This window comes from Psychrobacter muriicola 2pS (assembly GCF_904846535.1).
Taxonomy (GTDB): domain Bacteria; phylum Pseudomonadota; class Gammaproteobacteria; order Pseudomonadales; family Moraxellaceae; genus Psychrobacter; species Psychrobacter aquimaris.
Genome location: NZ_CAJHBC010000003.1, coordinates 1 through 26,448, shown reverse-complemented (window position 1 = coordinate 26,448; position 26,448 = coordinate 1). Strand labels below are relative to the sequence as shown.

General features: G+C 42.6%; 22 protein-coding genes. 19 read left to right on the top strand and 3 right to left on the bottom strand.

Translation table 11 applies throughout. The features are described 5' to 3' along the window. Positions 1-99 precede the first annotated feature (99 nt). From JMX93_RS04885 to msrB, 9 genes are all read left to right on the top strand, one after another. The gene (locus JMX93_RS04885) at positions 100-1,002 is read left to right on the top strand and encodes a hypothetical protein (RefSeq protein WP_499204033.1); all 903 of its coding nucleotides are present in this window, start codon (positions 100-102) and stop codon (positions 1,000-1,002) included. A 203-nt stretch (positions 1,003-1,205) separates the two neighbouring features. Further along, the gene (gene serC, locus JMX93_RS04880; protein ID WP_496191618.1) at positions 1,206-2,315 is read left to right on the top strand and encodes a 3-phosphoserine/phosphohydroxythreonine transaminase; all 1,110 of its coding nucleotides are present in this window, start codon (positions 1,206-1,208) and stop codon (positions 2,313-2,315) included. A 315-nt stretch (positions 2,316-2,630) separates the two neighbouring features. Further along, complete coding sequence (locus JMX93_RS04875; protein ID WP_499204278.1) at positions 2,631-4,463, top strand: extracellular solute-binding protein; 1,833 nt, start codon at positions 2,631-2,633, stop codon at positions 4,461-4,463. A gap of 118 nt (positions 4,464-4,581) precedes the next feature. Beyond that, positions 4,582-5,361: a hydroxyacylglutathione hydrolase gene (gloB, locus tag JMX93_RS04870; RefSeq protein WP_198331567.1), complete on the top strand. Its 780-nt coding sequence runs from the start codon at positions 4,582-4,584 to the stop codon at positions 5,359-5,361. A 69-nt stretch (positions 5,362-5,430) separates the two neighbouring features. Next, entirely contained in the window at positions 5,431-6,492 is a 1,062-nt protein-coding gene (yejB, locus tag JMX93_RS04865) for a microcin C ABC transporter permease YejB (protein ID WP_443214586.1), read from the top strand. Further along, a complete protein-coding gene (locus JMX93_RS04860) occupies positions 6,492-7,574 on the top strand; it encodes an ABC transporter permease (RefSeq protein WP_499204032.1) in 1,083 nt (360 codons plus the stop codon). The genes yejB and JMX93_RS04860 overlap by 1 nt, the downstream gene beginning before the upstream one ends. Positions 7,575-7,605: 31 nt before the next feature. After that, positions 7,606-9,297: an ABC transporter ATP-binding protein gene (locus JMX93_RS04855; protein WP_499204277.1), complete on the top strand. Its 1,692-nt coding sequence runs from the start codon at positions 7,606-7,608 to the stop codon at positions 9,295-9,297. Between the two features lie 176 nt (positions 9,298-9,473). After that, positions 9,474-10,778, top strand: a complete 1,305-nt coding sequence (locus JMX93_RS04850; RefSeq protein ID WP_499204031.1) for an iron-containing alcohol dehydrogenase — start codon at positions 9,474-9,476, stop codon at positions 10,776-10,778. Positions 10,779-10,955: 177 nt separating this feature from the next. After that, positions 10,956-12,179, top strand: a complete 1,224-nt coding sequence (gene msrB, locus JMX93_RS04845) for a peptide-methionine (R)-S-oxide reductase MsrB (RefSeq protein ID WP_499204030.1) — start codon at positions 10,956-10,958, stop codon at positions 12,177-12,179. A gap of 403 nt (positions 12,180-12,582) precedes the next feature. Here the strand turns inward: msrB and folE are convergent, their stop codons facing one another. Continuing rightward, on the bottom strand, positions 12,583-13,179 hold the full coding sequence (folE, locus tag JMX93_RS04840) for a GTP cyclohydrolase I FolE (protein WP_193013064.1): 597 nt from the start codon (positions 13,177-13,179) through the stop codon (positions 12,583-12,585). 343 nt (positions 13,180-13,522) lie between these two features. Between folE and JMX93_RS04835 the strand changes: the two genes are divergently transcribed. Continuing rightward, the gene (locus tag JMX93_RS04835; protein WP_060491067.1) at positions 13,523-14,329 is read left to right on the top strand and encodes an enoyl-ACP reductase FabI; all 807 of its coding nucleotides are present in this window, start codon (positions 13,523-13,525) and stop codon (positions 14,327-14,329) included. Positions 14,330-14,439: 110 nt separating this feature from the next. Then, positions 14,440-15,135 (top strand): YoaK family protein, encoded by a 696-nt coding sequence (locus tag JMX93_RS04830; RefSeq protein ID WP_499204029.1) that lies wholly within the window; start codon positions 14,440-14,442, stop codon positions 15,133-15,135. Between the two features lie 49 nt (positions 15,136-15,184). Here JMX93_RS04830 and JMX93_RS04825 read toward each other — a convergent pair whose 3' ends face one another. After that, positions 15,185-15,343 carry a hypothetical protein gene (locus tag JMX93_RS04825; protein WP_198331573.1) on the bottom strand — a complete coding sequence of 53 codons (159 nt, stop codon included), beginning with the start codon at positions 15,341-15,343 and terminating at the stop codon, positions 15,185-15,187. Between the two features lie 544 nt (positions 15,344-15,887). Between JMX93_RS04825 and JMX93_RS04820 the strand changes: the two genes are divergently transcribed. The 8 genes from JMX93_RS04820 (at position 15,888) to JMX93_RS04785 (ending at position 25,587) form a co-directional block, all read left to right on the top strand. Further along, positions 15,888-17,309 carry an SLC13 family permease gene (locus JMX93_RS04820; protein ID WP_443511633.1) on the top strand — a complete coding sequence of 474 codons (1,422 nt, stop codon included), beginning with the start codon at positions 15,888-15,890 and terminating at the stop codon, positions 17,307-17,309. 141 nt (positions 17,310-17,450) lie between these two features. Next, positions 17,451-18,239: a metallophosphoesterase family protein gene (locus JMX93_RS04815; RefSeq protein WP_499204028.1), complete on the top strand. Its 789-nt coding sequence runs from the start codon at positions 17,451-17,453 to the stop codon at positions 18,237-18,239. A gap of 91 nt (positions 18,240-18,330) precedes the next feature. Beyond that, positions 18,331-18,924, top strand: coding sequence for a DUF1543 domain-containing protein (locus tag JMX93_RS04810; protein ID WP_499204027.1), 594 nt, complete (start codon positions 18,331-18,333; stop codon positions 18,922-18,924). A gap of 171 nt (positions 18,925-19,095) precedes the next feature. Continuing rightward, positions 19,096-19,413: a hypothetical protein gene (locus JMX93_RS04805; protein WP_499204026.1), complete on the top strand. Its 318-nt coding sequence runs from the start codon at positions 19,096-19,098 to the stop codon at positions 19,411-19,413. 45 nt (positions 19,414-19,458) lie between these two features. Next, positions 19,459-20,217 (top strand): hypothetical protein, encoded by a 759-nt coding sequence (locus tag JMX93_RS04800; protein ID WP_499204025.1) that lies wholly within the window; start codon positions 19,459-19,461, stop codon positions 20,215-20,217. 213 nt (positions 20,218-20,430) lie between these two features. Continuing rightward, positions 20,431-24,618 carry an ATP-dependent RNA helicase HrpA gene (gene hrpA / locus JMX93_RS04795; protein ID WP_499204276.1) on the top strand — a complete coding sequence of 1,396 codons (4,188 nt, stop codon included), beginning with the start codon at positions 20,431-20,433 and terminating at the stop codon, positions 24,616-24,618. 59 nt (positions 24,619-24,677) lie between these two features. Next, positions 24,678-25,106: a hypothetical protein gene (locus JMX93_RS04790; protein ID WP_499204024.1), complete on the top strand. Its 429-nt coding sequence runs from the start codon at positions 24,678-24,680 to the stop codon at positions 25,104-25,106. A gap of 112 nt (positions 25,107-25,218) precedes the next feature. Beyond that, positions 25,219-25,587 (top strand): hypothetical protein, encoded by a 369-nt coding sequence (locus tag JMX93_RS04785; RefSeq protein ID WP_499204023.1) that lies wholly within the window; start codon positions 25,219-25,221, stop codon positions 25,585-25,587. 428 nt (positions 25,588-26,015) lie between these two features. Here JMX93_RS04785 and JMX93_RS04780 read toward each other — a convergent pair whose 3' ends face one another. After that, positions 26,016-26,345 carry a hypothetical protein gene (locus tag JMX93_RS04780; RefSeq protein WP_499204022.1) on the bottom strand — a complete coding sequence of 110 codons (330 nt, stop codon included), beginning with the start codon at positions 26,343-26,345 and terminating at the stop codon, positions 26,016-26,018. Positions 26,346-26,448 lie beyond the last annotated feature (103 nt).

Sequence of the window (26,448 nt, the reverse complement as noted above, 5' to 3'; positions counted from 1 at the left end):
GGTATTGAAGGAGCGATATGTTTTTAATCCTTTTTTAATATTTTCCTTGCCATTAAAAGTTAGTAAATCCATTTTAGATAAGTAGGATAGTAAATAAGCATGAGTGATATCCAAGAGCCGCTAGTTGTATTGCAGCATCGTATGCAGCAGCGCCAGATTTTAGCGATGATGGGTATCAATCAGTGGGTGCAGCCGAGCTCTGAGACCCGAAGTATCGCAGATATTTCTGCGCCTACTTTCCCTGATCCGGCTACCGCCAACTCGACTATAGATAATATCAGTACGACCTCTATTTCTGCCGCTGCGACCACTGAACAGCCAAGTATTGAGTCTTCTAATGCTGATGATATAAGCGTTGAGATGTCACCTATAGCAGCATCTGCTGATTCGCTATCAGGTATAGTAGGTGATGAGCCTATTAATAATCACTATTATGATGATGCTAATGAGACAGGTTTAAGCCACTCTGACCAACAAAGCTCCGTTACCTATAGTTTTGACTCGACTACCCCTAATAATATCTCTAAGCCAGCCGTTACCTCCCTTGTAGATACTGTTGTTCAGAAAACTGCTATTACTGGTATAAATAACGCTGAGCGCTTTGAAGATGGCAGTTTTAAAGAAGATAGCTTTAAAAAAGTAGCGCCCTTTGATTTGCAAGGTGGTCGCTATGGTGACTGGGTGATTTTGGTGGATATCCAAGCACTTAATCATGACAGTCAAAAACTGTGGCAAAATATTACGCAAGCCTTATCCATCAGTTGTGAGACGACATCGTTCCCTATCTGTGAGGGTATGGATACAGCAGAGCTTGCTAATGCTAGCCTTGCCGGATACGTCTTTAAAATTGGTCGTAGCGAAGAGATTAAAGTTGCTGTATTGACTGCGTTGCCTGATGGTCTTGAGCATCCTAACGTTACTACTGTGCCCACACTCGATGAGATGCTTATTGATAGTAATCTTAAACGTCAGCTTTGGGAGCAGTTATTGAGTCAGAGTTAAAGGCTTATAATTAAAACCGTACAACTAAAGGCTGACAGCTTGCTGCCATAGCTGTTGATTAGACCCTAGTAATTAAAAATAAAAATAGAGATAAGACCCACCTCAACGTGTTTTAAAGCGATAGTTTGACGACTGAACTGCTAAAGCTACCGCTTTAAAACTTATACAACAACGATGACTTCATCATATTTAGGATATTGATTATGACCAATAAAGCCGCTCCTAACCGCGTACCCAATTTTTCAGCGGGACCTGCTACTATACCTACGGCCGTATTATCACGCGCTCAAGAAGAGTTGCTTGATTGGCAGGGACGCGGCATGTCGGTCATGGAGGTGAGCCACCGTAGTAAAGAATACATCGCGATTACCGAAAAAGCTGAAGCCAAATTGCGCTCGCTAATGGACATTCCAGATAACTATAAAGTGCTGTTTTTACAAGGCGGGGCTAGCTTACAGTTTTCAGCGATTCCATTAAACTTGCTAAATGGTGGACGCGCCGACTATCTGACGACGGGTACTTGGTCTGGTAAAGCGGTCAAAGAAGCACAGCGTTATGCCAAACTAGGTCTTGGCGAGGTTAATGTGGTCGCAACGGGTAAAGACAGTAGCTTTACTGACGTGCCAGCCGAAAGCGAATGGAACCTGAGTGAAGATGCCGCGTATTTTCATTACTGTGCCAACGAAACCATTCATGGTTTGCAGATATTTGAGCCGCCACAAGTGGATGCGCCTATTATCGCCGATATGTCTTCTTGCATTTTGTCACAGCCCATTGATGTCTCTAAGTTTGGGATGATTTATGCTGGTGCGCAAAAAAATATCGGTCCAGCAGGATTGATTATTGTGATTATCCGTGAAGACTTATTAGGTCAAGCAAGCGAGTGGTGCCCATTACTCATGAACTATGAGCATCAAGCTGAAAAAGAATCGATGTCAAACACGCCAGCCACGTATTCTTGGTATTTAGCAGGGCTGGTCTTTGATTGGTTAGAAGAGCAGGGCGGCGTTGCTGCTATCGGCAAAATCAACCAGAAAAAGGCGGATTTGCTGTATAAAACGATTGATGACAGCAGCTTTTATAGCAATCCAGTTGACCCTAAGTATCGCTCTATCATGAATGTGCCGTTTACGTTAGCAGACAGCAGCCTTGATAAAGTATTTTTAGAAGAATCAGCGGCAGCAGGTTTGATGAATTTAAAAGGTCACCGCGATGTGGGCGGTATGCGTGCCAGTATTTACAACGCGGTGTCGCTAGACTGGGTACAGCAACTGGTTGACTTTATGATCGCATTTGAAAAAAAGCATGCTTAAGCACATCAATAATGGTTTAAATACAAAGTCTTAATATACAGATGATGTAAGAAAAAAGGCGCAACTGGCAACGGTAGCGCCTTTTTCGTGAGTATGTTTATCAAGTATACAATGATAAGCACAAGGCTTTTTAATCGCTGCTATGTTAATACTTAATATCAACGATGCAGCACTCGTGCTACGTAACACGGTAAACCATTAGGTTAAAAAACCTAAGTTTGTTATGATGAAATTTTGCAATAACACTATTTTGCTATAAGCCCTTAATTTTTGATATCCAAATTGGTTAGCATAGAGGTTTGTTACAACGTCATGATGATAAAAGATGCCATGCTAAAAGCTGTTTTGCTAACCATCACCGTCAGCTGGATACCAGGCAGTATCGCGGCACCCATCACCACTACTGCGCTTGGACATAACAGTACTACTGATTATATTGACGTGCCATTTATGCCCTATGCCAATCCCAATGCCCCCAAAGGTGGTACATTGTCGCTTGATGCGCGTGGCACTTTTAACGCAGCCAATAAATGGATGACCACGGGTGTGGCGATGATCGGCACCGATTATCTGTATGATACCTTGATGACCGGCTCACTAAATGAAGCTTTTACCATGTATCCGCAGCTGGCAAGCAAGGTGACTTATGACCCTGATGACACCAGTTGGATTATCTATCATATCAATCCTGCTGCGCGCTTTTGGGATGGCACACCAGTGACTAGTAGCGATGTCAAAGCCACTTACGACGCAATACTAAACAAAGGACCGATGTATATTCGCAGCTATTTGGGTGATATTAAAGACATTGAAACTATCGATAAGCAACAAGTAAAGTTTGTCTTCAAGTCCGATGACAATAAAGAGATTTTATTAACGGTTGGGCAATTCCCTATTTTTGCTAAATCCTCTATTGATACAGGTTTTGAGAAAATCACGCTGACACCATTGATGGGCAGTGGTCCTTATAAACTTGGACGCGTCGATGCGGGACGTGCAGTCAGCTATGTGCGTGACCCCAATTATTGGGGGCGTGATTTGATGGTCAATCGCGGTCGTTACAACTTCGATATGATTAAGTTTGTGTATTATCAAAGTGATGAGATTGCGTTTGAAGGTTTTAAATCTGGGCAATATCGCTTTCGACTTGAAAATAAAGCCTCTAATTGGGCTACCGGTTACAATTTCCCAGCCGTCAAAGCAGGTTTTATTCATAAAGAAACCATAAGCAGTGAAAACCCAGTTCCGATGCAGGGTTTGGTGATGAATATGCGTCGGCCACTTTTTCAAGATATTCGCGTCCGCCAAGCATTGACAGCGGCTTATGATTTTGAGTGGATGAACAAAACCTTGTTTCATGGGCAGTATGAGCGCTTACAAAGCTTCTTTCATGGCTCGGATCTTGCTGCGATAGGTACACCATCTGCTGCTGAGATGCAGGTATTAAGTCCATTGCTAGCCAAGCTTGAGCCAGTTCAGCGGCAAGCGGTATTGACTGAATGGCAATTGCCAACCAGCGACGGTAGTGGCTTTAATCGTACAGCGTTATTAAAGGCGCGGCAGTTATTACTAGATGCTGGGTTTTATTATGACGATATGAAGTTATATCAGCCAGATGGCAGTCTTGCTCAGATTGAGATTTTGATGACGGGCGAGACTATGGGACGTGTATTGCTGCCTTATATTCGCAATCTAAAGCGTCTAGGGTTTGATGCAAGCTTACGTCAAGTCGATGGGCCACAATATTATGAGCGTATGCGCCGTTTTGATTATGATATGGTGGTCGATATCTTTGCACAGAGCTTATCACCAGGTGCTGAACAAGCCGCATTTTGGGGTAGTGCTGCTGCTAACGAGCCAGGCAATCATAATTCGATAGGGATTAAAAACGTCGCTATTGATGAGGTAGTTGCGGCACTTGCAAATGCCGAGAACCGTGCAGAAATTATTTTATATACTCACGTGCTTGATCGTCTACTACGTGCTGGATATTACTTAGTGCCCTTATATGGTAAGTCGGCTACCAATGTCGCCTATTGGAATCAATATCGTCATACTGAAAAACTGCCAACCAACGCCATTGGTATTGATTATTGGTGGACGGATAAACAAGCAGAAGCAGGTGTTAATCAATATTTGAAAAAATAGCTTCAAACAATAATTTAAATCCATAAATGAAATAATGCTTCATCTTCACGTGTTACTTGATTTCTAAAATTTAACAAAAGATATAAGTAATAAAGATAACCACTGGTAAGGACTTCATATGAGTATTCGTATTCACCCGATTAAAGCATTTAATGACAATTATATCTGGACATTGATAAACGAAAATAATAGGCAGGCAATTGTCATTGATCCGGGTCAAGCTGAGCCAGTTGTTGCCTATCTAGAGGAACATGAGCTAGAGCTGACGTCTATTTGGACCACGCACCATCATCATGATCATATTGGCGGCGTCGCAGAACTGCAAGAGTCTTATCCGATGACGCATCTGGTTGCTCATACTGAACACAACGTCGACGAAGATCAGACTATTAAAGACGGCAGTACGGTAAGCGCATGGGGCTGCGCCGCGCAAGTATGGGATGTGTCAGGTCATACTGCCAGTCATGTTGCATATATACTAGATATCGACGGCAGTAAGCATTGCTTTTGTGGTGACACCTTATTTAGTGCCGGTTGCGGGCGTGTGTTTACTGGCACTATTGAGCAATTGCATGAGAGCTTTAAGCGTTTAAATGGACTGCCAGCTGAGACGTTACTATATCCTGCGCACGAATATACTGCCAGTAACCTGCATTTTGGTTTATCTATCGAACTTGCTAATGAAGCAATGCAGCAAGCATTGGCTCAAGCAGAAGAAAACACCGCCCAAGGTCTTCCGACGCTGCCAGTCACTTTAGAACACGAGCGCGCGGTCAATGTATTTTTACGGACGCAAGAGCCGAGTGTGATTGCAGGGGTTAAGTCTAAAGCAACTATCGATGACGATAAATCTTTGGCCGTATTTGCTGCGTTACGTGAGCTTAAAAACAACTTTTAAATAGTCACCGCTGCTAATCGTACTTTTTGGGGTTGGTATTATATTTGTTTATTTTAGGAAGCCGCCATTATGGGTCGTTATATCTTAAAAAGGTTGCTACTGATATTACCGACGCTATTTTTGATATTGCTGGCGAATTTTGTGATTGTACAAGCCGCGCCTGGTGGTCCTGTTGAGCAGCAGCTGGCGCTTATTGAGCAGGGTGCAAAAGACAATGCGCTCGCTGGTAATATTGGTGCAGGCAGCAACAACAGCACTTATCAAGGCACGCGTGGCTTATCTGAAGAAATGGTTGCAGCGATTAATGCCCAATACGGTTTTGATAAATCGGCTCCTGAGCGCTTTTGGCTAATGCTAAAGAATTACGCTCAACTGGATTTTGGCGAGTCTTTTTTTAAAGGTCAATCAGTAACGGATTTGATTATCGAGAAACTACCCGTTTCTATCTCGCTTGGACTCTGGAGCACGTTATTAATTTATATGATAGCGATTCCATTAGGTATCTATAAAGCCATGCATCATGGTTCAGGGATTGATAAAGTCTCTGCCATGCTACTGGCTATTGGCCACGCGATTCCCGTCTTCGTGTTTGCCGTTATACTACTGGTATTTTTTGCTGGTGGTAGCTACTGGAATATCTTTCCACTGCAAGGATTAACCTCTGAAAATTTTGATCAATTAAGCGTGCTGGGTAAAATCAAAGATTATTTTTGGCATTTAGCTCTGCCGCTATTGGCAAGTACGGTTGGCGGTTTTGCGGGCTTGACCTATCTGACCAAGTTTAGCTTTTTAGAAGAGCTGGGTAAGCAGTATGTGCTCACTGCTCGAGCGAAAGGCTTGGGTGAGCGTCAGGTTTTATACGGTCATGTCTTTCGTAATGCGATGTTGATTATTATCGCAGGTATCCCAGCGGCTATTGTTGGCATTTTCTTTGCGGGCAATTTTCTCATTGAAATTATTTTTAAACTTGATGGTTTGGGGTTGCTAGGCTTTGAAGCCATTCAGCAGCGTGATTATCCCGTGATATTTGGTACGTTATTTATTTTTACCTTGGTGGGACTATTGTTACAGTTAATCAGTGATTTAAGTTATCACTTAATTGATCCCCGTATTGATTTTGAGGGGCGCTAATGTCAAGTGGTCGATTATCTTCAACTCCCTCAACCGCACCTCCGATTGCTATAGAAAAAAAACGTCGCCTAAATCCTATTTGGCAGGCGCGTTTAAATCGCTTTCGCAAAAATCGTCTTGGCGTCATATCTCTATTTATTTTTGCGCTGATATTCGTCATTTGTATGGCAGCCAATGTGATTGCCAATGACAAACCGCTACTAGTGCAGTATCAAGGCGATTATTACTTTCCTGTCCTAAAAGCCTATCCTGAAACGACTTTTGGCGGGGTATTTGAGACTGAGGCCAATTACAAAGACCCTGCGGTGCAGACGCTGATTGATGAGCAGGGCTTTTATATTATGCCGCCGATTCCATTTGCCGATCAGACACCAAACGTTGAGCTGGGTATTCCATATCCAGCAGCGCCCAATAGTCAGAACTGGCTTGGCACGGACGATTTGGGTCGCGATGTGCTGGCGCGCATACTTTATGGTATGCGGGTGTCGTTATTGTTTGGCCTAGCATTGACGCTTGCAGGTGCCTTGATTGGTATTGTCGTCGGTGCAATACAAGGCTATTACGGTGGCTGGATAGATTTAGCAGGGCAGCGCTTCATGGAGGTTTGGGGCGGTATGCCGCAGCTGTTTATGATTATTATTTTGGTCAGCTTATTTAGCCCTAGTATCTTTATGCTATTTGCGATGATGTTATTGTTTGGCTGGATGGGATTAGTTGGTTTGGTACGGGCAGAGTTTTTGCGCGCGCGCAACTTTGACTATGTGCGTGCGGCGCGTAATCTGGGGGCTTCAGACAGTCAAATTATGCTCAAACACATCTTGCCCAATGCCCTAGCTTCAAGCTTGTCACAGCTGCCATTTATATTGACGGCTAATATTATCGCTTTAACGGCATTAGATTTCTTGGGTTATGGCTTGCCGCCTGGGTCACCGTCGCTTGGTGAGCTAATGGTACAAGGGAAAAACAATCTTGATGCACCTTGGTTGGCACTATCTGGATTCTTTAGTTTGACCTTTATTTTATCATTGCTGATCTTTGTTGGCGAAGCGCTGCGTGATGCGTTTGACCCGAGGCGCTCCTGATATGACAACTGAGAATATGATACCTGCTAATATGATACCTGCTAATATGACAATTGCTATTGAGAAAAATAACCGTTTAAATGAAAACCACAGTAATGCCGACAATGAGCTTATGCTAACAGTAGATAAGCTTAGCATTGTTACTAATACTGGCGTAACTTTGGTTGATAAGCTGTCTTATGAGTTGCGGCAAGGTCAGACACTGGCCATCGTTGGTGAGTCGGGCTCTGGTAAATCTATTGCAAGTCTTGCGCTATTAGGCTTGTTGCCAGACAGTTTGACCGTTAGCGGTGAAGTGCAATTAGCAAATGCAACAATAATGACGACACTACCGATAGCCAATGATAGGTCGCGTAATTCTGCACTGCGCTCTATTCGCGGGCAGCGCATCGGCATGGTGTTTCAAGAGCCGATGACCGCATTAAACCCTCTACATACGGTCGCCAAGCAGATTTCGGAATCCTTGCGTCTCAGCGATGTACCCAAGAAACAATGGCGCGAAAAAACTATCGCCTTATTAGATGGTGTCAATATCACCGACCCTGCTGACAAACTCAATCGTTATCCACATGAGTTATCAGGTGGTCAGCGTCAGCGGGTGATGATTGCCATGGCATTAGCCCAGCAGCCTGATATCTTAATCGCTGATGAACCAACCACCGCGCTTGATGTCACCTTGCAACATGAAATTCTTGAGTTGCTAGATGATCTCAAGCGTCAGCATAATATGGCGATGATATTAATCAGTCATGATCTCAATCTGGTCAGGCGCTACAGTGATGAAGTCATCGTTATGCGCCAAGGTCAAACGATTGAGCAGGGGCAAACCATCAGTGTGTTCAATCAGCCGAAAGCCGAATATACCCGCTCGTTAATCAAACAAGACTTTGGGCAAGCACTGAGTTTATTTGATGATAATGATGACCAAAGTCGGCAATCAACCGTATTAGCCGTCAGCAGCTTACAAGTACAATTCCCAATTGAAAAAAGTCTGTTTGGCGGTACTAAGCGCTGGTTCGATGCGGTAAAAAATGTCGATATGACATTAAAAAAGGGGTGGGCGTTAGGCATCGTTGGTGAGTCAGGGTCTGGTAAAACGACCATAGCGCTTGCGTTAAGTCAATTGCTTAGCAATCAAGCGCGCGTCGGTGGCGAGATAATGGTTAATGGACAAGATATTTCAGTATTGTCCAGGGGTGAGCTACGTCAGTTTCGCTCGCAAATTCAAATGGTATTTCAAGACCCATTTGCCAGTATCAATCCACGCATGACAGTTATGCAGATCGTTGAAGAAGGATTGCTCGTGCAAGGCGTTGATAAGACAGCACGCCAGCAGGCAGTGATGGACAGTCTCGCTACTGTACATTTACCATTAACGTTTGCACAGCGTTATCCGCATGAACTGTCAGGTGGTCAGCGTCAACGGGTAGCGCTTGCGCGCGCACTCATTATGCAGCCTAGTCTACTGATATTGGATGAGCCGACGTCCGCGCTTGATAGTACCACGCAAGTCACTGTAGTCAGATTGCTACGTGAAATTCAGGAAAAACTGCAAATAAGTTATGTATTTATCAGTCATGACCTAAAAGTAGTACGCGCCTTGTGTCAGCATATTATGGTGCTAAAAGAGGGCAAGTGTATAGAGTATGGAAGTACTGAAGAGGTGTTTAATCATCCACAGCATCCTTATGCTCAGCAGTTATTACAGGCGAGTCTCATTTAGTATAGACAGTCAAAACTGAATCATTTGAATACCGTAAATAATCAGAACATAGCAGTTCATAATAATCGCGACATCCTAAAAATGGCGGTGGTACAATAAATTCAAATAGTAGTTTGCTTTGCTTAGATGTTCAACAGACCTCAGTGTTAGCATTATTAAAAAGGATTTTTATGCTTATGAAAAAACAGAATGGTTTTTCTAAATTAGTCAGTAATAATCCATTGCAGTATGCCGGTTATTTGGCAGTTGCCAAGACTCGCGCCAAAGTGCTAAAAGCCTTTGCTTATATTGTACCTATCAGAAGACCGATGTTATTTATCGGCGAGACCTCCTGTGAGGATCTGTGCGATATGCTTATCAATGAAGGACATGCCAACGTCTTTATCGTTACTGATGCCGTATTAAACAAACTTGGTATCCCTGCCAAAGTCACGGATTATCTAGATAAAAGAAACATCAGTTATAAAGTCTATGATGGCATTACCCCAGACCCTACTTTTAAGGTCGTCGAAGAAGGACTACGAAAATCTATCGATGCTAAATGCGACTCGATTATCGCCATCGGTGGTGGCTCGGTCATTGATGCGGCTAAGATGATTGCGATGTCACAAGGCAACAGATGCAAACCGCAACAGCTTATCGGCATTCTTAAAGCCAGAAAACCTTCGGTACCTCTCTATTGTATCCCTACGACAGCTGGCACAGGTTCAGAAGCAACCCTTGGTGCAGTGGTATCAGACGACAAAACGCATCAAAAATCCTTGTCTATCGACCCAAGAATGGTGCCATTAGCAGCGGCTATTGACCCCGTTATTATGACAGGTATGCCCGCGCATATCACAGCGGACACTGGTATCGATGTGTTGACACATGCGCTTGAAGCTTGGATGAGTGCCAATGCTAGCGTAGAGACGGACTATTATGCGGCTTCTGCGGTGAAATCTGTCATGCAAAACCTACCGCTGGTTTATAAAGATGGCGGCAACTTGAAAGCCAGAGAAGAGATGGGTATTGCAGCCCATTACGGCGGTATCGCCTTTAATAAAGCTGGTTTGGGTTACGTTCATGCCATCGCTCACCAGTTAGGCGCGTATTATAGTATTCCTCATGGTCGCGCCAATGCCATCGTGTTGCCGTATGTGCTTGACGTCAATCGTCAAGGGAGCAAAAAAAGATTGGCGGAGCTGGCTAAAAAAACGGCTATGGTAAAATCGGGCCAAGCTGGCAAGAGTGATGCTGAGATTGCCGATCAGCTAATCGCGCAAGTACGCGAACTGATCGCCACCTTAAAGATTGATCCAACGGTTAAAGGTATGCAAAGCAGTGATTTTGATAAAATTGCTAAAGCGGCTGCGAAAGAAGTCAGTGATACTTATGCAGTACCGACTTATCTATCAGCATCTGAAATTAAGGCTATTTTAACGAAAATTAAGCAAGCCAGTGATGAGGCGATCAATAAAAATAACGATAAAGTCGCATAACTATTTTGCCATATTAGTAGTCTGGCAATAAATAAAAATAAAGCCTATTTCCGAAAGGATAGTAGGCTTTATTTTTCTAAATAGTTCAAGATATTGTAAATATATAACAATTTGGGAATGTTTCGGTGATACCTGAGAGTTACAATCATTACATAATATTACTCTTAAGGGCTTCTTATGACACGCCAATTATTAATAAATTATAAATTACAGGCTAAAGTTGTTGGTATCGCTATCGTAGCGAGCAGTGCTCTTTATGTTGGTTGTGCAGCCACCGAAAATACGCCCGCTGTGGAAAATACTTCCATCGACAATCCTTATGCACCTACGGATCCAAATTTAGCAGTCGCTACGGTTGCTGGTGGTTGTTTTTGGTGTGTAGAAGCTGGTTATGAAAAAATACCTGGAGTGGTAGAGGTGGTCTCCGGCTATACTGGTGGTCAATCGACCAATCCAACGTATAGTACGGTATCAGCAGGTGGTACGGGGCATACTGAAGCCGCACAAGTGTATTATGATCCGACGAAAATTACCTATAACGGTATTGTCCAAGCACTATGGCGAATTGCGGATCCTAGCGATGATAAAGGTCAGTTTGTAGACCGCGGTACTCAGTATCGTCCCGCTATTTTTTATAATAATGCACAAGAAAAGCAGATAGCAGAAGCTGCTAAGCAATCACTGCAAGACTCTGGTGTCTATAGCAAACCAGTTGTGATTGAAATTGTTGCTGCTAGCAAGTTTTATCCTGCGGAAGAGTATCATCAGGACTATTATAAGAAAAATCCAATCCGCTATAAGGCTTATACCTTTAATTCTGGTCGCTATCAATTTATCGAAAGTGTCTATGGCAAAGACTATGAGCTGGATTTTAGCCAGTTCAAGCCTACGGCGGCTAATAGCGTACAAGTATCATCAAACAATGCGCCAGCTACTAACACTAGTGCAGGGTTCAATCCAGATACCTTTGTGAAGCCTGCAAAGGATGATCTAAAGCAATCACTCACTGATATTCAATATAAAGTCACTCAAAAAGACGGTACCGAACGCGCTTTTGATAATGAATATTGGGATAATAAAGCGCCTGGGCTATATGTTGATGTGATATCGGGAGAGCCACTGTATTCCTCTCGTGATCAATACAAATCTGGCACTGGCTGGCCAAGCTTTACCCGTCCATTGAGCGCGGATATGGTCGTTGAGAAGGAAGATCGCGGGATATTTGGAAGCCGTACCGAAATTCGTAGCCGCTATGCTGATTCACATGTGGGTCATGTGTTTGATGATGGTCCAGCGCCTACAGGCAAGCGCTATTGCATGAATTCAGCGGCGATGCGATTTATTCCACTGGCGCAGATGCAGGCAGAAGGTTATGGCAACTGGATTGATGAAGTGAACTAGGTTCGGGCGTGTTGAACATTCGACCATGGCACTGACGGGGACTATTTTTCAGGCGATTCGACGTTAAAAATAGTAAGTTTAGTTATTCTAAGCGTCTCTTTTTAACAATGAAGCGGCAAAAAAGAGTTCTGTCCCTACGGGCTGATACTAAAATTGCCTCATACTGCGTTGCAATTCTAGCTAAGGTATTAACATTATCGTTGACTTGCGCCTTGTCTGGAACAATTTTAGCCATCAGCAGTGCCCATTTGTGAATGTTCAATACGCTCTAGTTAAGCCTTGTTGTTATATTGCCAACCAAGGGTTGATTGCTAAGTTTTATCACAGCTATATTGAACGATGTGCATTAAAAAAGGATACCGTAGTATCCTTTTTTTGTGACTATCTATTGCTATTTGAAGCGTTAGAATGCAGGCTGACGTCTAGGGATCGCACTTAAAAACTCTGTACGTGCTTGGTTATCATGTACAAATTCACCCAGCATCGACGTCGTACGTGTGGTGGAATGCTGCTTATTCACGCCGCGCATCATCATACACATATGTGCTGCATCCATTACTACCGCTACGCCGCGACAGCCAGTGACATCCATAATAGTTTGTGCCACTTGATCGCTTAAATTTTCTTGAACTTGTAAACGGCGGGCGAACATATCGACGATACGGGCAAATTTTGATAAGCCCAGTACTTGACCATTGGGTAAATAGCCTACATGAGCGATACCATGAAAAGGCAGCATATGATGTTCGCACAATGAATAAAACTCAATATTCTGTACCAATACCAGCTCGCGATTGCTCGATGGAAACAAGGCGTCGTTGACGACTTCATCCAAGCTTTGATGATAACCTTGGGTTAGATGTGCAAAAGCTTTCGCGGCACGCATCGGTGTTTCTTCAAGGCCGGGACGCTGTAAATCCTCGCCAGTTGAGAGAATCAGTTGACGATAAGACTCAACGCTTTCTTGGTAATCTGATGCTATTGTTGGGGTGTTACTCATAAGTTTGGCAGCCATCCAAAATGTGGGTGTAGCTTAACGCTAAATCCTTGTTTACAAACAACGGTTGTAAAGGATTTTTATAAAAATTGTGCAAGCTGGGAAGGGCTGTGATTATACTTGAAAACTGCTTAACTTCATACTGCTGTGGCGAGCAGTTGAGTGTTTAATCGATATTAGGCGACATTGCAAGGGAATACAGTTTACGACTGTTTACTTAAATTAATTCGTGTATAATGGTTTATCTTATAATTTGTACTTTTTACGCTGCGATATTCATCGTATCTAATCACTCTAAATAACGTAATATTATTAAACCATCTTGGTCGACTCAAAAGGAAACATTATGCTACTACAAGGACAACGATTTGTCGTAACAGGCATTGCCAGCAAACTGTCTATCGCTTGGGCTATCGCTGAGGCACTGCACCGTGAAGGTGCCTCATTAATTCTGACTTATCCCAATGATAAGATCAAAAAGCGTGTCGATATGGCAGCAGAGAAATTCGAAGCAGATTTGGTATTAGAATGTGATGTGGCGTCTGATGAGTCGATTGCCGCCTGCTTTGAGCAAGTCACTGCCCATTGGGGTGATGGTATCGATGGTGTGGTACACGCGATTGGCTTTGCACCGATGGATCAGCTTGATGGAGATTTTGTCAAGGCGACGACCCGTGAAGGTAGTCAAATTGCCCATGATATCTCAAGCTATAGCTTTGTGGCATTGGCCAAAGAAGCTCGTGCTCTATTAGCTATGCGTCACGGTTCGATGCTGACATTGACGTATGAAGGTAGTATCTCAGTATTGCCAAACTATAATGTTATGGGTATGGCAAAGGCCAGTCTTGAAGCCAGTGTTCGCTATCTTGCTACTTCTATGGGCGGTGAAGGTATTCGTGTCAATGCAATCTCAGCAGGTCCTATTCGCACGCTTGCCGCCAGTGGCATTAAATCATTCCGTAAAATGCTCGATATCAGCGAAAAAATTGCGCCACTACAACGTAATATCACACAGACCGAAGTCGGTAATGCGGCTCTTTTCTTGCTATCACCTTGGGCATCTGGTATTACCGGCGAGATTATGTTTGTTGACGCAGGTTTTAATACCGTTGCTATCAGTGAGCAGTTAATGATGCTTGATGAGCCAAAATAATCCTCTTCAATAGTTAGTTATAAGGTTTTATACATCAGGAAGGCAGCCAATCGGTTGCCTTTTTTGGTTATAATAGTGGATTTTTGGTGATAAGCCATTAGGCGGCGAATATGATAACCAAACTACCAAAGTGGATATTGTGGGGCGGTGCTGTACTGGCATTCAGTGCTGGCTGTGTGAACACTGCCGCGTTAATGGGTTTTGCCAACCTATCTGTTTCTCATGTCACGGGCAACGTAAGCCTATTTGCAGCGGCTATTGCTTACTTGGATGTGCGTAGTATCTTGTATATTGGTGCGCTGCTACTGTCTTTTTTGGCAGGTGCGATACTGAGCGGTTATGTGATTGGGCAGACGTCACTAAAGTTGGGTAGGCGCTATGGTAATGCGCTATATATTGAGGCGGCACTGTTAATGGCCAGCTACTGGTTGTATCAACAGCATGATTATTTAGGACAATTGGCGGCGGCGATGGCATGCGGATTACAAAATGCCATGGTAGCGACTTATAGCGGTGCAGTCATTCGTACCACCCATTTGACAGGTTTGACATCAGATATGGGCGCTGCTATTGGCAACTGGCTGGCTGGTCGATCAATTAGTAAACCGACATTGGGTTTTCAAGCCATTATTTGGTATTGCTTTTGTGGTGGTAGCGCCGTAGGGGCATTTTTATTCGCTAAAGTTGGCTATGAAGCTCTATTTGTACCCATTGCTATCGTCTTGACGGCGGCATTTATATATAACTACGCCTCAGATCGCCTGCCAGAAAAAAGAGAGCCAACACACGAAAGGCGCTCATCATAACGATAAGCACCTTTCGTGTTTTGGCTTGGGGTAATCATAAAACGTTGGCTTACTTCTCACCTTCATGGTCTTCATGTTCATGCATGCCCTGCATCATATCGAGTGCTGAGTCGTCGGTACGTTGCTGGTCTTCTTTAGCCAAACCGTCTTGATTGATATCTTTTGGTGCCATTTTAGTGGTTGAGTCGGTTTTATTTGTGTCTGTCATAAAATACTCCTATTTATTGTTATTAACTTTCCAATATAAATACTATTAAAAAATAATTGTTAAGCTGTTAGCGGTATTAGATTTTTATTTTGACTTATTTAGTATGAGATAGCACCATGCGCTTGTACATACTAAGTGTACGCTTGTTTAGTGACGATGTGTAACCGTACATCACAAGGCTTGCGACTTGATGAAAAGCGATTACTCAGCTATAGGTTGCTCACTCTGTATTCGATTTAACAATAATAAACTGTTGAGTTAAGTTTTTAATTAAAATGTGAACGGGTCCATGAGAAAGATTTATCTCTGTAAAGTACTGTTTTAAGGTGCATTTCGTAAAATGCATCAAAGTAATTTTTTACCTTTGAAATGACAATATTTATTGCAAATCTTATAAGGGCTTTGTTGCATCAGATTTTTGTTATATATCTGTTATTATGACAACGTATTTTTTACGGTTGCTGGTTGAATCAGTGTCAATCGCTAACATACGTTTTTATTTTAGCGTCTTTTTACACTGTCTTTGGGAAAATAAGGACATTTTATGTCAGAGCAAAAACTAGATAGCCATCTTCCTGATGATGGCAACGAGTATTTATTTACCGATACCTTTCCAAAGGGTACTGGTAAAGGGTTGATAGTGGTCGCTATTGCGGCGGTTATTAGTATAATTATCTTTAATGTATTGCCATTCGATGTCAATGCCAATAAGGGTCTTGCCTTATTGTTTTTCATCGGGGTACTGTGGCTAACGGAAGCGTTGCACGTCACGATTACAGCGCTATTGGTAGTAGTGGTGGGTGCCCTAGTTGGGATACCAGAATTCGATGCCGAGATAGGCTTACAAAGCTTTGCCAATCCGACCATTTATTTGTTTTTTGGTGGTTTTGCTTTGGCGGCGGCCTTGCATGTGCAGCAGTTGGATAAAAAAATTGCACTGAAGATTTTATCGATGTCAGGCGGCAAATTAAGTACGGCGGTGTTTTTGATATTTGGCGTGACCGCATTTTTATCGATGTGGATATCGAATACCGCGACGGCGGCGATGATGTTGCCACTGGCGCTCGGTATTTTAACGCAAGTTGATCGCGAAAAAGACCGTGGTACTTTTGTATTTGTATTACTAGGTATTGCTTATTCAGCAAGCCTTGGTGGTCTGGGTACGATCGTTGGTTCACCACCAAATGCCATCGCGGCAAAGGCGCTTAATATTGCCTTTGTGGATTGGATGAAGTTTGGTATACCAATGATGTTGGTGTTACTTCCACTATTATTGGGTGCGATGTATCTGTTCCTTAAACCCAATCTGAATCGTAAAATTGTACTGGTTGAAGACGAACCTATCGCATGGAATAAACCGCGTGTGGTGACGATTATCGTCTTTATTGTCACTGCATTGAGCTGGATTTTCTCCAAAAAGATCGGTGCCGCGCTTGATATTACGGATACTGATGCAGTTATTGCCTTATCAGCCGCCGCTGCGGTGGTGAGCTTAGGTTTGGTATCTTGGAAGCAAGTGTCTGATAATACGGATTGGGGTGTACTCATGCTGTTCGGTGGCGGTATCGCCCTATCGACGATTTTGAAGGTATCAGGTGCGTCCTTGGTGCTAGGGGAGACGGTCGCTAATGCCTTGTCTTCTGCACCGCTTATCGTGGTTATGATTGCGGTATCAGCATTTATTATCTTCTTGACGGAGTTTGCTTCTAATACCGCCTCTGCCGCACTGCTGGTTCCCGTATTTGCTGCCATTGCAGAGCAGATGGGTTTACCGCACGAAGTACTGGTATTAGTCATCGGTATTGGCGCATCTTGTGCCTTTATGCTACCAGTTGCGACACCGCCAAATGCGATTGTCTTTGGTACGGGGTTGATTAAACAGAGCGAAATGATCCGTACGGGTGTCATTCTTAATATCATTGCTACCTTTGTCGTCGGATTGTGGGCTTATTTCTTCTTAATATAGTTTAGCAATCACATTAATCATAACTTATGAAACCCGATGTCTCAATACTCACGAGCCATTGGGTTTTTTTGTTTCTCTTTTCTATTCCTTCTTACGGTTAGTCGATGTATAACATAGTGGTTTGTGAGGAGAATAAATAGAATGGCGCACTCTAATAATAAGCATTTAAATACTATCGCGGCTATTTCTGACATTCATAGTAATGTCTTCGCGCTTGAAGCCGTGTTGACTGATATTAAACAGCGTAATATTGATCAAATTGTTAATCTGGGTGATATTTTATACGGACCGATTGCCCCTAAAGATACCTATGCGCTCTTAATGGCACATCAGAACGATATCATTACTATTCGAGGCAATCAGGATAGACAGATTTATGAAGCGACAACGGCGGAGATTGGCAACAACGCAACCATGGCTTTCATCATCGAGGACTTACCTAGAGCAGCGGTTAAGTGGCTACAGAATTTGCCGTTTGATTGTCATTTGAGTGAGGATATTTATCTGTGCCATGGGTCACCAACCGATGACATGGTATATTTGTTAGAAAATATCGAGACGGGGCAGCCGACTGTACGTGATAATCTAGCCATTTTGGCACTGCTTAACGGTATCGATAGCACCGTTATCATATGTGGTCATACTCATATTCCACGTACAGTAACGCTATCGACAGGTCAGATAATCATCAATACAGGTAGCGTGGGTTACCCAGCCTATGAAGATGATTTGCCTATTTTGCATAAGATGCAAACCTATTCGCCCCATGCCAGTTACGCGATTATTAAATGTGTTGATACTGAACAGGGCAAATACTGGCAAACTGAGCATATCAAAGTGCCTTATGATTATGAGGCTGCGGCTAAATTAGCTTCAATGAACGGTCGTGAAGACTGGGCGTTTGCACTGAGAACAGGGCGGGTGTTATAAATGTAGAATTTGCCAACATATTTTTAGAGTAAACTGATTACATTAATTAGACTAACGATGAGTTTTGTATATTAAATAAGGACTGCGTCAGATGCCAACACTATTTATGGTACAACTTGGTGGTCGCCCCAAAGATCGTTTGATTGAGCAACACGATATATTTTTTGGGGTGGCCAATCAGATGAGTGAGCTGATAGACGATATCAATAATCATTGGCCAGAAGTCAACAATAAATGGCATATTGATTCATACAGAGCGATTACCAAAGTGGGAAACCATACTATTAAATTGATCGAGTCAAACAATCAAGTAGAGAACGATAACGGTTTAAAACTGTTCTTTATTAATTTAGGCGGCTATCAGCAGGGGAGTTTTGAAGAGTTTCACCATAAGCTACTTATCGTTGCTGATAATCAAACAGATGCTATTAAACAAGCAAAGCAAAGTGAGTTTTATCAGCAATTTACTTATAAAGATCAAGACACACCTTTTAATGCCGCATCGCACATCGATGATAAATTTGAGGTAGATATTGATGATATATACAACGTGAATGACCTTGTCTTAAACATACAGATTTTAATTGAGCCTATGATTAATAATAGTCACGAACTTGCAAATGCTGACGAAGATAAAGAGTATGTTGGTTATCTAAGTATCAAGAATTTAAGGAAGTTACTCTAGGCTTGTTCTCAATTGACGAGACTAGAGTTTAATGGACTAAAAGCGGTTATATCTCCGTCACTCTTTGCAAGTTTTTAGACAATATGTTCATATTCTCTGCAATTGTCTCTTTGACTGACAAAAATATATTTCATTTTTAGTCTCATCATTTAATTAAGGACAGATTCTAATATGGCTTTAAATATGTACTATAAAAATGGCATGATTCGCAAATCGCGTTGCCAAATTTCTGATGAGCTATTACCCACTCTTTATCAGATTCATGATAATGCTAAGTTTCCACAACTCACTTGGTTAATTGATCATATTTATGAAAGCCCAAAAATTCAACCTGACGTCGCGCAAGCATTAGCTGATGAAATGGTAGCGTTTGAGAGGTTAATACTTTCGCTGCATCTGCCTTTTCCTAGGCTACCATTACAAAATTTGCAGACTTTCTTTACGGGGGCTGCCACTCGTCAACAAATTATTTATACAAGTAGCGTTTGAGCTTACAAATAATTTATTCACAAAAATAAAATAGGACTGGCAGGTTTGAAAAATTTTATAAGAGGATTTGTTAAGTGGGTTATCGCAGGTATTGGTCTTGGGATAGGACTTTTTATTGTCCTAGTGGCTATAACACTTTGGGATAAAAAGAATAAACAAGACACATCGGACGACACTACAGCGGTACTGAGTAACGACACTGACAATGCTCGAAAAGAGAATAATGAGTCGTTAAACCTCCAGTTTACGGTCGAAGATCAAGACGTACCAGCAGGTTATAAGTTGACTGAGGATGGAAGCCTCATGTTGGATGCGCCCATTATGGGAATGGAGTGGGAGAGTATAGTAGACGAGAATGTCAATACTGAACCACGAATTTACGAACCTTTTATGATCTATCAGTGCATCACACAAGAGGGTGAGCATTTACGTTTGGATGTGATCAATAGCGATATTGGTTATATGCTCAGGTATTATTTCGCCACCCAAGGTAATCCTTTAAGATTAGAGGCTCAGCAAGCTACTGAGGATACCTATTATACGACTCTTTCTAATGGTACTAATCTCGTTATGCGGGATCCGAATAATTATTATGAGCTGACACAGTTTGAAGATAGCGATACCTCTTTTTATATTATTAATGCCATCACTGGTCAGGAGATGAATCATTTTTCTTGTGAGAATAACTCGATTGAAAATGATCAGTATGCTTTGATTGCTCAGATGGAGCCAAAGCATTTTAAATTTAGACCCATGACGGATGAGCTTAGAAATATTTTGACTGAGCGTTTTGAAAATAGATAATAGTCTGCATAGTTGCCAAGCAAACACTATAACCACCTTGAATCACGCCCAAATTACCCTCATAATCTAACCACTTCCAAACAATAAATAGCCTAAGTAAATATGCCGAATACTTCTAAGAACACCTCAAATATGCCGACTGAGAACAACACCAATGTGTTTAAATCCGATGAATTAAGTAAGTTAGCAAGCCCAAATAATGATAATTCAAATATGACGGCGAACAGTGATGAGGCGTCTTCACAGCCCGACATGGTTGTTGATTTACCAGTACTGGCTAAAGACAGTTATTATTTAAGTCGTCTCGAGCGGGAGCTGGCGCGAGCTACTGTGGCTAAAAATAAAAAAGATTCTGACGATAAAGCGGATGATGGGCTAACTAAAAAACGTGCGCAGTATGAAAAAATTAAAAGCCGCTCACAGCAAGCGGTGCAGGCACGTATGGATAGTATTCCAGACAAACTGGCAGAAAAACTGAATCTTGATTTACCCGTGAGTCAACGTGCAGAAGATTTAGTACAGGCAATTATTGATAACCAAGTCATTATTGTTGCAGGGGAGACGGGTTCTGGTAAGACGACGCAATTGCCGAAGCTGGCAATGCTGGCAGGTCGCGGTATCACTGGGCAGATAGGGCATACCCAGCCTCGACGATTGGCCGCGCGCAGTGTGGCAAACCGTATCGCTGAAGAATTGGGCGAGCAGCTCGGTAATACTGTCAGCTTCAAGATTCGCTTTAATGAGCAGGGTACGGCGCAATCTGTTGTTAAACTCATGACCGATGGTATCTTGCTGGCTGAATTGGGGCATGATCGGTTCTTGAGTAAATACGATACTATCATTATTGATGAAGCGCATGAGCGTAGCTTAAACATCGATTTTATTATGGGGTATCTGAAAAAGCTACTACCCAAACGTCCTGATTTAAAAGTGATTATTACCTCAGCAACACTTGATACCAAACGCTTTAGTGAATATTTTAGCCGCTATGATAATAAGCTAAAACGCAACGTACCTGCGCCTATTTTCAATGTCGAAGGCCGTAGTTTTCCTGTTGAAGTTCGTTATCGTCCGCTGACCGATGAGCCAGTGAACAGCTCGGATGATGACAGCTATGATGACTTTGAAGAAAATCTGCCACGTGCGGTCGTGGCCGCCGTCGAAGAATGCTTTAGCGATGCACAAAATAAAGGTCATGCCGATCAAGCGGACATTCTCATATTTGCAGCGACAGAAGCTGAGATTCGTGAGCTACAAGAGGTGCTTGAGCGTCATGGGCCAAAGCATACAGAAGTCTTGCCACTATTTGCACGGCAGACTTATGAAGAGCAGCAGCGCATCTTTCAGCCATCAGGTCGTGGCAGGCGTATCGTTATCGCGACCAATGTTGCCGAGACTGCATTGACCGTACCGGGTATCCGCTATGTGATTGATTTGGGTTTTGCGCGGATTTCGCGTTATTCGTATCGCTCACGCGTACAGCGTCTACCGATTGAGGCGATCTCGCAAGCCGCTGCCAATCAGCGTAAAGGTCGTTGTGGTCGTGTTGCACCAGGGGTTTGTATTCGTCTGTATAGCGAAGAAGATTTTACTGGTCGTCCGGAGTTTACTGAACCTGAAATTTTGCGAACTAACTTAGCCTCGGTTATTTTACAAATGGCCAATCTTCGTTTAGGTAGCGTTGATGATTTTGCCTTTATTGAGCCGCCTGACAGTCGCTTGGTTACTGATGGTCATAAGTTGCTCGATGAGCTAGGCGCTATTACTTCTAAAAGCGAAGCAACTTCTGCTCATCAAAACAATAAGCCAAAACCAAAAAAAGGTCTCGATCATTTAAGCCTGACGCCCACTGGGCAAAAAATGGCGCGTATGCCAATCGATCCAAGACTGGCACGTATGTTGGTTGCGGGTAGTGATTTTGATTGTATCCGTGAAATGCTTATTGTAGTAGCTGCGCTTGCTGTTCAGGATCCACGCGAGCGTCCTGCCAATAAACGCCAGCAAGCCGATCAAAAGCATGCGGAATTTCGTCAAGATGATTCTGATTTTTTATTCTATCTAAGTCTGTGGAAAGCGCTATTTGAAAAAGATGAAGATGGCAATAAGTTGTCTGGTAATCAGCGTAAGCAGTTTACGAAGAAAAACTATCTGAGCTTCCCGCGTGTACGTGAGTGGAGTCAAACCCATCGTCAGTTAGTACAAATGGTCACAGACCTTAAGCTGACGGATGTTAAAGAGGCAAAAGCTTCGGATAAAGGTACTGATAAAAATGCTTCGTTAGAAAATATGAGCAGCGATCCTACCGCGATCGAAGATGAAGACCTCAAGGCCGTTAAATATGCCAATTTACACCGCGCATTATTGACAGGCTTGTTGTCTACGATTGCGCATAAAACTGAAAATCGTGGTGAATACTTAGCGGCGCGCCAGCAAAAAGCCAAAATATTCCCAGCCAGTACAGTATTTAAACAAGTACCACCTTGGGTCATGGCTTTTGAAGTGGTCGAAACCTCACAAGTCTTTATGCGCACGGTTGCCAAAATTGAACCTGAATGGATTATCTCAGCCGCTGGTAACTTATTAAAGTATCACTACTTTGAGCCGCATTGGTCGAAGAAGACCGGACGGGTTAAAGCCTATGCGCAGATTAGTTTGTTTGGTCTCATAATTATCAGTAAGCAGCTGACCAATTATGAGCAAGTGAATTTAGTTGAGTCACGAGAAATATTTATCCGTGATGGTCTGGTGACTGGTAACTTGGGGCGTCAAGCGCCATTCTTACAGCATAATATGGATAAAATTGCCGATATCGAGCGCATTGAAGATAAATTACGCCGCCGTGATTTGTTGGTGGATGAAGAGGCGCTGTATCAGTTTTATGATAAAAAAATCCCTGAGCATATTGCCAGTCGCAAAGCCTTTGAAGATTGGCGTGCCGAGGTTGAAAAAACCGATGCCAAATATCTATTCTTTACCGATGATGACGTGCTCAATAGCCAGGCACCGACCACAGGCGATTTTCCAGAAGTGTGGAAATTGGGTGATTTAAAACTACCGCTACGTTATGTCTTTGATCCGTCAAGCGACGATGATGGCGTGACCATTCGTGTGCCACTTGCCGCGCTACCGCAGCTTGATGCGATCGAACTATTATGGGGCGTACCGGGTTGGCGTTATGAGTTGGTGTTGCAATTGCTCAAGTCACTACCTAAGGATATCCGCCGTCAAATTGTACCGATTCCTGATACTGCCGATAGTTTGTTTGATGAATTGCAACCCGCTGGTGGACAAGGATTGCTTAAGCAGCTGTGCCAAGCGCTCAACCGTCGCGGCGTTATGTCAGTGACGCCTGATAGCTTTAATCCTTCTAGCATTGATCGATATCTGCAGCCACAAATCTGTGTGGTCGATGACAAAAATCGTATTATCGAAAAGGGTCGCGACCTGCAAACGCTACAGATTCGCCACGCTTCTGAGACTAGACAAGCGGTGAATGAGCAGCAAGGTACGCACACCGAATTCCCTGAGCATTTTGCCTTTAGTAAAAACCATCATAGTGCAGGAGTAGTGATGAAGCAGTTTTCTGCTTTGGTTGCTGATGAAGCAGGCGAGGCGGTATCCATCCATCAATATACCGATGTCAATGCGGCATTGCAGGCGCATCGTATTGGCGTTTTGACCTTAATAAAAGGTAAGCTTGGTGCGAAGAAAAAACAGCTGACCAGCCAAATCGACAAAATATTTAAATTGGCGTTTGCCCCACTTGGTGATATGGAGAAGCTAAAAACCATCGTCATCGACGCGGCATTGGACGCGTCGCTTGAAGAGCATTATGTGTTATTTGATCACAGTGCCGATTTGCCTGAAAGCGCTGATGATACTGCCGTAGCCCTTGCTGAGGAATTGCCTTTTACACCAGAAGAGTACGAGAAAACCTTGGAAGTGGCGGCTGGTAACTTTCTATTGACGGGTCAAAACGTCATAAAAATCCTTAAAAATGTTTATACCCGCTGGCAACGTATTCGCCAGAGTTTACTCATGCTTGATCGAGAGGTATTTGGTGAGTCTATCGAAGATATCGAAGACCAGTTAGAAGATTTGCACTTGGCTGATTTTGTTTATCGCATGGATTATAGCCATTGGCAGCAGTATCCACGCTATCTCGAGGCGCTGGAGATTCGTATCGAACGCCTTGAGCACAATCTCGAATCCGATCTCGAAGGGGTATACGCGCTTGATGTGCATATGGAGCGGCTGGCAAATCGTGCCAATGATAAAGCCATTAGTGAGTATCGCTGGATGGTCGAGGAGTATCGCATTCAGCTATTCGCGCAACCGATGAAAACCCGCATGGCGGTGTCACCAAAACGTCTAAGCAAGATGTGGGATAAGGTGGGTTAAGAGATCATAGTGCCGCTAAAGGATGTATTAATAAATGGATTTTTCTCATGTGAGTCAATATGAGTAATAGTGGTAACAAAGGTATAGAACAGACAAGTAGTAATCATTTTTTGCTCAATGTTATAATGAGTGTTGGTCTTTGTTTTTTAGTTTTTGAGCTCTTAAATTTATGGAAGGTATATCATAATCGAGATTGTTTAGCTGATGTTTATCAAAAGAAAGTACGAAGTACCATCTCATCTCACTTCATTCACGAAAGTTCGCTAGGGGAAGTTTTATTTCCAACACAAGTTTTATCTAGCAAAAAAGTGAACGAAAAGAAGAATATTTGTGAAGTTACGTTATATCATAAAGATGATGAAATCATCGTTCGTTATCGTCCTAAGAATCACTCTTCAACGTTCAGTGCAGGGCGTGTACACGATACAACGTTATATTATGGCGTAGAGATATTGAACATTGAGGTTAGTCACATGTCTATCAGGTAAGAGTGCGACACTCGAACTGAGATAGTGTGAGCTAGGCGCACCCTATGTGAGCTAAGGTTTTCTGGGCTTTACTGTATAGATTGATGTAATTTTTTTAGTGGGATAAAAAATAATGATTAAAGGTAGATTGATAATATTAGGATTTGCATCAACTATATTTATGAGTACGGGCTGTGATGAGACACAAGCCAGTAGCAATAGTGACGTGAAAGCAGTCGTACTAGAAAGTGTGGCAAAAGAAGTGCAGTTACGCGGTAAGTTTAAAAGAAGCTTTGAAGTTCATGAATTCGTTTCTAATGGCACCACTTACTATGTATCAGACCCAAAGCAGTTATTGATTAAAGATTCGAAAAGTCTCAATCAAAAAGGTTATTACAAATATTTCGAAACTTGCGTCATTGGTAACATTAGCCCCATCGGTCAATATGGGTCTCTAGGCAAATATCAAAATCAAATAACTATTCGTGAGATTTGCGCGTAGCTTTGATAGAGTAGGTTATCGTATGGATATCCTACTGATTTTAAGTAACCAACCTTCACTCACCATCGACAAAAAGGCTGGATTAGCAATCGCTAACCCAACCTTTTTTATTGAACTAAAGATAAATTATAGTAAAGCCCTAAATTCTGAATACACCATATCGGCAGGAGACAAGCTATCGTTTAGCATCTCTTTATCCCTCGTTTTTTTCTAATACAATGTCATATACACTGCCACCAGTCTCTTGCGTCTTCTCGCGACAAAAGAAGACGCATCATAACCAAGATGCAGGTGTTATCGTTTTATTCATCTCATTGAATTGATTTTAAGTGTCATTGTTTTTCTGCGACAGATAAATCTTTTATTAAACAAAAAAGCAAAGGTGGCGTCATATGACCTTTGCTCTAAAATTTAGCACCTGAGTAAAATTAGTGACTGATCTTTTCTGTCAGCACACCCATACTATAAAGCACGAATGCTATAACGGTCAGTGCTACAATAAATGGCGTGAGTATCCAGATCACCACGTTGATCAATAATGAGGGCAATAATCCGTTAAATAATACGGTGTTTGGTGTGAAAAAATCCGTCATTACATCGACTGCACGCTTAGCCACGGGAAATAATACGGTGCTTAGTGCCAGCATATAAATATACTTGCTAAAACCAGGGTCGCTCATGACCACCATAAAATAAAACACCAAGAAATAAGTGACACCTAATGCCCAGCATTTGAGAGTATAGCTTAAACGAATCATGTTAGTGCCTCCCGAAATATTCTGACGATTAAACGTAGAAAAAACTATTCTAATAGTTGCAAATAGTTGCAAAATTATGAATATATTATATATGTTATAATAT